We start from the raw sequence: 8,341 nt of genomic DNA, 5'->3' as shown, positions 1-8,341 counted from the left end.
ATGGTTCGTTCCACTCCATGTCGGCAGTTCCTCGGCTACCTTGTCGCGGTGGCGATGGTTGTGACCGGCGTGCTGGTCGTGACCGGAAATCTCCTGACAGTCTTCATTCAGACGGAACAATTGAGGCTGGTATTCGGCAGCGTGCTCATCCTGTACGGGGTTTTCAGGTTCTTTTCAGCCTATTACTCCGAAAAGAGGACTCAGGAAACCCGTTCGATCCTAGAGGATGATTCATGGAAAAGCTCGGGATCCTAAACCTGGCAGCGTGCATGGCCACAGCCTGTCTCGTACTCGCGGCAGGTTGCAGTGAGCCCGATGAAACCGCGACAAAGGGCTACATCAGAGTAGCCAGCGCGGAGGTCGCCTTTCCCTACATAGAAAAATCGGCGCAGAAGTTCGAACTGACGTACAACGAAGCCTTCGTCGACGTGGGCCGGACGACTTCGCGGGAAGCGCTGGTGGACCTTGCCGAGGGCCGGAGCCGCATGGCGGTGATGTCCCGGGAGCCGAACGAGACGGAGATCGCGGCTCTGTCGACCGGAGAGCGCCAGTTTGTCACCAGGACGGTAGCTCACGACGCCCTCGTGGTTATCCTTCATGGAGACAATCCCGTCGACGAACTGACCGTGGGGCAGTTGAAGGACATTTACACGGGAAAGATTACCAACTGGCGGGAGGCAGGTGGCAGGGACGTTCTGATCCGTCCCCTGGTCAGGGATCGGAATTCCGGTACATACGAAGTCTTTCAGGATCGCGTGCTCGGTGATTCGGAATATGGCGCCGGCGTTTATCCCTGCAGCACGATGGCCGTTTTGACGGGCCTGGCCGGCAGCCATCCCGGAGCGATCGGAATCACGGGCCTGCTGATGACGACCCACGCCCAGACGATGGGGTACTACAAGATTATCCGCGTGGCTGAAGAGGAAGGCGGTCAATATATACTGCCTACTCAGAACAAGATCCTGGAAGAACCGAACAAGGCACATAAGAAACTCTATCCGCTGCGCCGTCCGTTTGTATTGTGTTATTTTAAAAGCTCGTCCTTCGACGTAAATCTGGTCTCGGGATTCGTAACCTTCCTGACCGCGGTAAAGGGACAGCAGCTCGCAATCGATGGAGGAATCGTACCGGCGACCATGCCGGTCAGGGTGGTCAAGCTGACGGAATGACTGAACGAGGACGCCCATGTCGCATCACGGACCTGGGCTTCTTCGCTTGAATCGATAGCATAACAGGAGGTATCGATAATGTGGATCGCAGGAGTGTACCGCAGGAACTGCCGCGGCGTCTTCCTCGCCTTGGGCGTGCTGTTGCTGGCCGGTCTGGCCGGAGCGCCGGCCACGGTGGAAGCGCAAAGCGTGGGCGCCGCCCGGGCGGCCTACGACGGCGGGAATTACGACGAAGCCATTTCCATGCTCCGTGATGTGCTGAGCAACGGGAAGAAGAATACGGACGCCCATTACCTGCTCGGCATGGCGCTCAAGCGGCAGGGGCACAACGACGAGGCGCTGTCTGAATTCCTCATCTCCGTGGACCAGCAGAAGAAAAACCACGACGCCCGGTTCGAGCTAAGTCTGCTGCAGATCGAGAAGGGCCAGTTCAAGGAAGCGGAGAAGTCGATCCGGGAAGGCCTGAAGCGCACCAAGGAGAAAGACGCAAGATTCTTCTATGCCCAGGGGCAGTTGGCCATTGCCCAGGATGACCTGCAGAGCGCCATGGTACTCTTCACCAGGGCTCGTGGGGTCGACCCGCAGAACCCGCTGTACGTGCGGGGGCTGGGCGACGTTTACGAGGCTCAGAACGTCTGGGGACTGGCGATTACCAACTACCGGCAGGCCCTCGCCATGCAGCCCGATTCCCCGGACGCGGCCATGACCTATTACCGCATCGGCCAGTTGCATTTCAAGGCGCGGCAGTGGAACGAGTCCTTCGCCGGATTCCAGAAAGCAACCGAACTCGATCCCACCCTGCAGGACGCCTGGTACCAGCAGGGGTTCATCCAGTTCGTCGCCGAACGGTATCCTCTTGTCGTCGAACCGCTGGAAAAATACGTTGCCCTCGACCAGACCAACCCCGAAGCCTATTTCATGCTGGCCGAGTCGCTCAACAAGACAAGACGGATCAAGATGGCCGTGCCTCACTACATGAAGACCGTCGAACTGGACCCGGGCAAGGTCGAAGCCTATCTGCCTATGGGGGACGGCCTGGTAGCGGAAGGCATGTACACGGAGGCGGTCAACGCCTACAAGGAAGCCCTGATGCAGAACGCGGACAACGCGGAGTTGCATTACAGCCTGGGCTGGGTACAGACGCAACCGGAGGTGGGCCTGTACGACGAGGGCATCGCCAGTCTGAAGAAATCCATCGAACTGGACGGTTCGTCGGAGAAGCCCTACATCCAGCTGGCGCTGGTTTATTTCGACCAGGAGAAGTACGAGGAGGCCATTCCGTACCTCGAAGAGGCTATCAGGGTCAATCCAACTGATCAGAATCCCTACGCCTACTACGGACGTTCGTTCATCAAGCAGGGACAGTACGCGCAGGCCGTGACGGCCGTCAAAGCGGTGCTGGAGCCGGCGATACAGGCGGCGGAAGACGAACGGGTGGAACGAACGCTCAGCAATGTGTACTACAATCTCGGCCGGGAAATCTACGGCGAGGGCCGCAACGTCGAGCGGGACCAGCGGTCCGAGATCTACGCCGCTTCGATAGACATGTACCGCGCCAAGGTTTCCCATGACAGTACATCCTACACGGCCTTTCTGAACATGGGTATCGCCGGACTGGTGGCCAGCGAAGGAGCGGTCGCCCGGGACGCATTGTCGCAGGCCCTGAACCTCAAGGCCGAAGAGGCTGAAGAAGATCCCAAGTCCATTCTCCAACCGTTGAAATACCTGGGTACGGCATACTTGATTCTGGAGGACTTTTCAAACGCGCGCACGACGCTTCAGCGCGTGCTCGAAATCGATCCTTCCGATCACGAAGCCTATTACCGGCTTGGATTCGATCGGGTAATGAACGAGGACTGGGGCGGTGCCATCGGCCGGCTTCGGAAGGCCATCGAGTTGAAACCGGACGAGGCTTCCTACCATCTCCTGCTCGCCCAGGCCTATACGAATTCCCAACAGCTCGGCCCGGCGATCCGCCACTACAGGGAGTGCCTGAAGCTGGACCCGAACAATGGAAGGGCGCGGGAGCAGTTGAACACCGTGCGGGAGATCTACGAGCAATTGCAGGGTGATTGAGAATCGGGCATACTACGGCCCCACTGTGCTGTCGGCAGTCGGGGTTTCGGCATACGGATATTTCGGCATACGGATATCAAAACATGCGCCTGTTCGCAGGCGACACACAGGACACGGATGGAAAGGTGGTGGTCAAGCAAGGCGTTTGTCCCGCCGCAGTTAAAAGGACTCGTTTCAGCACGGCAGTTTCTCGGTTTATCTGGCAGGGATTAGTTCACTGTGAGATGATTGCTTCTGGTATTTCGTTCACTATCGCAACAGAACAAAGTTTAAGGAGAAATTGATATGCGGCCAGGCGCCTTTATCATGATCATCATCGTCCTTTGCTTTATTGTTTCCTACATCATTTTCGAGTACTTCCTACCCCAGTTCGTAAAGGACGGCGGACCGGTGGTTATCGGCCTCATGGTGCTCACCATGCTGGACATCACCTTCATCATAGAGCGTTCGCTGACGCTGAAGAAAGCCCGCGGGAAGCGGTCGCAGGTGGCCTTTCTCAAGGACGCCATGGGGGCGATCCGCAACAATGATGTCACCCGGGCGGTCAACCTGTGCAATGCTCAGCAGGGTACCATGGCGAACGTGCTGCGCGCAGGCCTCGAGCGTTTCGAGACCATCGCCGATGAGAACCTGACGAGCGACCGGCAGGTGCAGGAGATCAAGCGGGCCTTCGACGAAGCCAACGCCCTGGAGACTCCGCTGCTCGAACGCAACCTGATCGCGCTGCAGACCATCGCCACCATCGCCACGCTGGTGGGGCTGCTCGGAACGACGATCGGCATGATCCGCGCCTTTGCCGCCATGGCCAACGAAGGTGCGCCGGACGCCATTCAACTCGCGCTCGGCATCTCCGAAGCGCTGATCAACACGGCGGGCGGGCTGGCCGCGGCCATCATGGGTATCGTAGCGTACAACTACTTCGTCAACAAGGTGGACATGTTCACCTACGCCGTCGACGAAGTGGCACAGGAAGTCCTGGCCATTCTTACCGGCCGGGCCTAATCGGGCGGCATTAAGGAGTCTTAAGATATGGCGCACGGAAAACACAAGCCGGTGATGATCGACATGACGCCGATGGTGGACATCGCCTTCCTGCTGCTCATCTTCTTCATGGCCACGACCCAGTTCAAGGCCCCGGAATCGATTCCCATTCTTCTGCCCGAATCGCATTCGGTGATCAAGTTGCCTGAATCGGACGTCGTGATCCTGACGGTCGGTCCAAGACCCGAGAACAGCCTGTTCTGGCGGCTGGAGCCCCAGCCCGAGGTGTCGATCGAGATGTCGGACATGGAGAGGGCGCTGGTGGAAGCGCGAATCCGCAACCCCAGGCTGCGAATCGCCATCAAGGCGCACAAGGATGCCGAGTTCGGCGTTATCAGCGACATGATGGAGATCCTCCAGAAAACAAACAACACCCGGTTCAATCTGGTGACCAATTTCGAGGACGACGGCGGGTCGTCGTCTGACGATGAGCCGACCAGCCTGCGACCGGTCAACCACGACCTGGTAAGGAGGTGATGACACATGGCAGCTGTCCAGGGCACTCAGAAAGCCAGCGACAGGAAGAAGGAAGGCGCCAAGAAGAAAAAGCCGCGCGACCAGATCTTCATCGACATGACGCCCATGGTGGACATCGCATTCCTCCTGCTCATCTTCTTCATGGTCACCACGGTATTCAGGGCGCCGCAGACCATGGAGCTCAACATTCCGCCCGACAAGGACGACAAGGTCGAGATCGCGGAATCGAACGTGCTGCTGATCTACATGCTGGACGACGACCGCATGTTCTGGCAGATCGGCCGGGACATGACGCCGGAGGAGTTGGTGCTGGAAGACGTCCAGGACTTCATCAAGGAAAAGGAAACGGAGAACGCCGAGGAGCATGACGGCGAATCCAAGCTGGTGACCCTGGTGATGATACAGCGCACGAGTCCCTACGAGCAGATGGTCAATGTCATGGACGAACTGCAGTTGGGCGCCATCGACCGTTTCAGCATAACGGTCCTGGAGCAGGATAAGTACGAGGAGGTGTTTGGCTCATGATCGGATCGCTGCTCAGCGTCGAACATTTTCCTCTGAAGAAAGAATCCCCGATCAAGTTCTTCTACCAGAGGAACGCCAAGCGGGGCATCCTCGCAGCCGTAATCATTCACCTGATTGCCCTGGGTACCTACTGGGGCGTCTGGTGGTATCAGGAGAGGGGCCGGCAGTACGCGACCACGATCGTGACGTACGCCGATCTGGGGCCGCCGCCGGCGCTCACCGACGCGCCGGAAATGCCCGAGGTGCCGGTGGAGGCGCCTTCGCAGCCGGTGATCGGCATACCGGAACCCGTGGATGACGCCGAAGTATCCGCGGAGATGACGATCGCCACGCAGACCGAGATGAGCCAGAGCATCGCACCGGTGATCCAGGACATCGAGGAAGAGAACATCATCATCGAGGCGCCGGAGGAAGAGAATATCGCCATTGAGGATGATGCGCTGCCTCCGCCTGATGCCTTTGTGCCCTTCGAGGTCGGTCCCAAGCCAACTACGCCGATCTCGCCTGAATATCCGGAACTTGCCCGCAAGGCGGGCATAGAAGGTACCGTGATCGTCAGGATACTGGTCGACAAGGAAGGCAGGGTTCGTGAAACGCGACTCGCAAGGGGCGTCGGTGCCGGCCTGGATGAAGCGGCGATTGAAGCAATCAGGCGGACGATCTACACGCCCGCGATCCAGAATAACCGGCCGGTAGCCGTATGGGTTGCGCAATCCGTGGTATTCAGATTACGCTGAGGTCGGTTTTTAAGCGTCGCCAACGGGTTGTCGTTGCGGCGCATACCTTCTGGCAGTTTTGGTAGAACAGAGGGCGGGTTCCAGACCCGCCCTCTGTGTGTGTGGACGTTCGCATTACATTCATCTGCCGATCGAGTAACGGTTGCGCGTTATTCAAGGGAGACTGATTTCAAGGGAGAAGGTTTCGGAATATGAACGAGTTGATGTACGGTGTGATCGGCGCGGGCCTGCTGGGATTGATTTACGCCATCTGGAGGACGGCCTGGATAAACGGACAGGATGAGGGAACCGATAAGATGAAATCCATCGGCGCCAGCATTTCCGAGGGCGCGATGGCCTTCCTCAAGGCGGAGTACCGTGTCCTGGCGATCTTCGTCGTGGTCGTGGCCGCGCTGCTGGCTGTGGCGAACATGGGAAAAGTCGAGTCCAGCGCCCTCATCGCGCTCTCCTTCGTCACCGGTGCGCTGGCCTCCGGTCTGGCCGGGTTCCTGGGCATGCGCGTGGCTATACGGGCCAATACCCGGACGACCCACGCGGCGCGGACCGGTCTGGCCCAGGCGCTGCACGTGGCCTTTGCCGGCGGGTCGGTCATGGGACTGAACGTGGTGGGACTGGGCGTACTCGGTCTCGGCGGCCTGTTCATTCTCTACACGGGTCTCTTCGGCATTGACGAATCCGGCATCGGCCGGGTCCTGAACGTCATTTCAGGATTCTCGCTGGGCGCCTCGTCGATCGCCCTCTTCGCCCGCGTGGGCGGAGGAATCTATACCAAGGCGGCCGACGTGGGCGCCGACCTGGTGGGCAAGGTGGAGGCCGGGATTCCCGAGGACCACCCCCTCAATCCGGCGGCCATCGCCGACAACGTGGGTGACAATGTGGGCGACGTGGCCGGTATGGGTGCCGATCTGTTCGAGTCCTACGTGGGGTCCATCGTCGGGTCCATGGTCCTTGGCGCAGGCATCCTCGTCGCGGGCGTATACGACCCGGTCTTCATCACGCTGCCCCTGATCATCGCGGGCGCGGGCATCATCATCTCGATCCTCGGCACCTTCATGGTCTCGGTCAAGGAGGGCGGCAATCCCCAGTCCGGGCTGAACAAGGGCGAATTCGGCTCTTCCGCCATCATGGTCGCCGTCATGTACCTGCTCATCGACTATCTGTTGCCCGGCGACTTCACCCTGGGCGGCGAGACCTACACGAGCCTGGGCGTCTTCATCGCGGCGACGATCGGCCTGCTGGCCGGGCTCGGCATCGGGCTGATCACCGAACACTACACGGGAACCCATACCGGTCCGGTTACGTCTATTTCAAGACAGTCCGTTACGGGTACCGCCACCAACATCATAGCGGGCCTGGGTATCGGCATGCGGTCCACGGCCATCCCCATCCTGATCATCGCCGCGGGCATCATGGGCGCCTATTACTTCGCCGGGCTGTACGGGATCGCCATGGCGGCCCTGGGCATGCTTTCCAACACGGGGATCCAGCTGGCGGTGGACGCCTACGGTCCCATTTCCGACAACGCGGGCGGCGTCGCCGAGATGGCCGAGTTGCCCCCCGAGGTCCGGCAGCGGACCGACAAGCTCGACGCGGTGGGCAATACGACCGCGGCCATCGGCAAGGGCTTCGCCATCGGCTCCGCGGCCCTGACCGCGCTGGCGCTCTTCGCGGCCTACATGGTGCAGGTGGGCATTTCGAGTATCGACATCGCCAATCCCCGCGTCATGGCGGGACTCTTCGTGGGCGGCATGCTCCCGTTCCTCTTTTCCGCGCTCGCCATGAATGCCGTGGGACAGGCGGCGATGGCCATGATTGAAGAAGTAAGGCGGCAGTTCAACGCCATCCCGGAGCTTAAGGCCGCGCTGTCGGTAATGAAGAAGAATGACGGGGTGGACGAAGGAGACTGGACGCAGGAGGACCGGGACGTCTTCGAGGCGGCCAGCGGCAAGCCCGAGTACGCGAAATGCGTGGAGATTTCCACCAAGGCGGCCATCCGGCGGATGGTCCTTCCCGGGCTGCTGGCCGTATTGACACCCGTCGCCGTTGGATTCATCTTCGGTCCCGAGACGCTCGGCGGTCTTCTGGCCGGCGTCACCGTCTGCGGCGTACTGATGGCCATCTTCCAGGCCAACGCGGGCGGCGCATGGGACAACGCGAAGAAGATGATCGAAGAAGGGCTGACCATCGACGGTGTTCGATACGAGAAGGGTTCGGAGGCCCACAAGGCCGCGGTCGTGGGCGACACCGTCGGCGATCACTTCAAGGACACGTCCGGACCTTCGCTAAACATCCTGATCAAGCTGATGTCGGTGGTGT

8 protein-coding genes are annotated in these 8,341 nt (G+C 59.8%); all 8 read left to right on the top strand.

The window, feature by feature from the left end; translation table 11 throughout:
- On the top strand, positions 1 to 255 hold a 255-nt coding region (locus OXG98_16140), incomplete at its 5' end, for a hypothetical protein (GenBank protein MCY3773538.1).
- Positions 234 to 1,169, top strand: a complete 936-nt coding sequence (locus OXG98_16135) for a substrate-binding domain-containing protein (GenBank protein ID MCY3773537.1) — start codon at positions 234 to 236, stop codon at positions 1,167 to 1,169. The genes OXG98_16140 and OXG98_16135, both read left to right, overlap by 22 nt.
- 78 nt (positions 1,170 to 1,247) lie before the next feature.
- The gene (locus OXG98_16130) at positions 1,248 to 3,245 is read left to right on the top strand and encodes a tetratricopeptide repeat protein (GenBank protein ID MCY3773536.1); all 1,998 of its coding nucleotides are present in this window, start codon (positions 1,248 to 1,250) and stop codon (positions 3,243 to 3,245) included.
- Positions 3,246 to 3,551: 306 nt separating this feature from the next.
- Positions 3,552 to 4,247 carry a MotA/TolQ/ExbB proton channel family protein gene (locus OXG98_16125; protein MCY3773535.1) on the top strand — a complete coding sequence of 232 codons (696 nt, stop codon included), beginning with the start codon at positions 3,552 to 3,554 and terminating at the stop codon, positions 4,245 to 4,247.
- A gap of 27 nt (positions 4,248 to 4,274) precedes the next feature.
- A complete protein-coding gene (locus tag OXG98_16120; protein MCY3773534.1) occupies positions 4,275 to 4,763 on the top strand; it encodes a biopolymer transporter ExbD in 489 nt (162 codons plus the stop codon).
- Between the two features lie 6 nt (positions 4,764 to 4,769).
- A complete protein-coding gene (locus tag OXG98_16115) occupies positions 4,770 to 5,288 on the top strand; it encodes a biopolymer transporter ExbD (GenBank protein MCY3773533.1) in 519 nt (172 codons plus the stop codon).
- A complete protein-coding gene (locus OXG98_16110; GenBank protein ID MCY3773532.1) occupies positions 5,285 to 6,025 on the top strand; it encodes a TonB family protein in 741 nt (246 codons plus the stop codon). The genes OXG98_16115 and OXG98_16110 overlap by 4 nt, the downstream gene beginning before the upstream one ends.
- A gap of 191 nt (positions 6,026 to 6,216) precedes the next feature.
- Positions 6,217 to 8,341: sodium-translocating pyrophosphatase (locus tag OXG98_16105; GenBank protein MCY3773531.1), on the top strand; the 2,125-nt coding region annotated here is incomplete at its 3' end.

Source organism: Gemmatimonadota bacterium (genome assembly GCA_026706345.1).
Classification (GTDB): domain Bacteria; phylum JAAXHH01; class JAAXHH01; order JAAXHH01; family JAAXHH01; genus JAAXHH01.
Note: the sequence above shows the minus strand (reverse complement) of the source record. Positions and strands in the feature narration are given on the sequence as shown.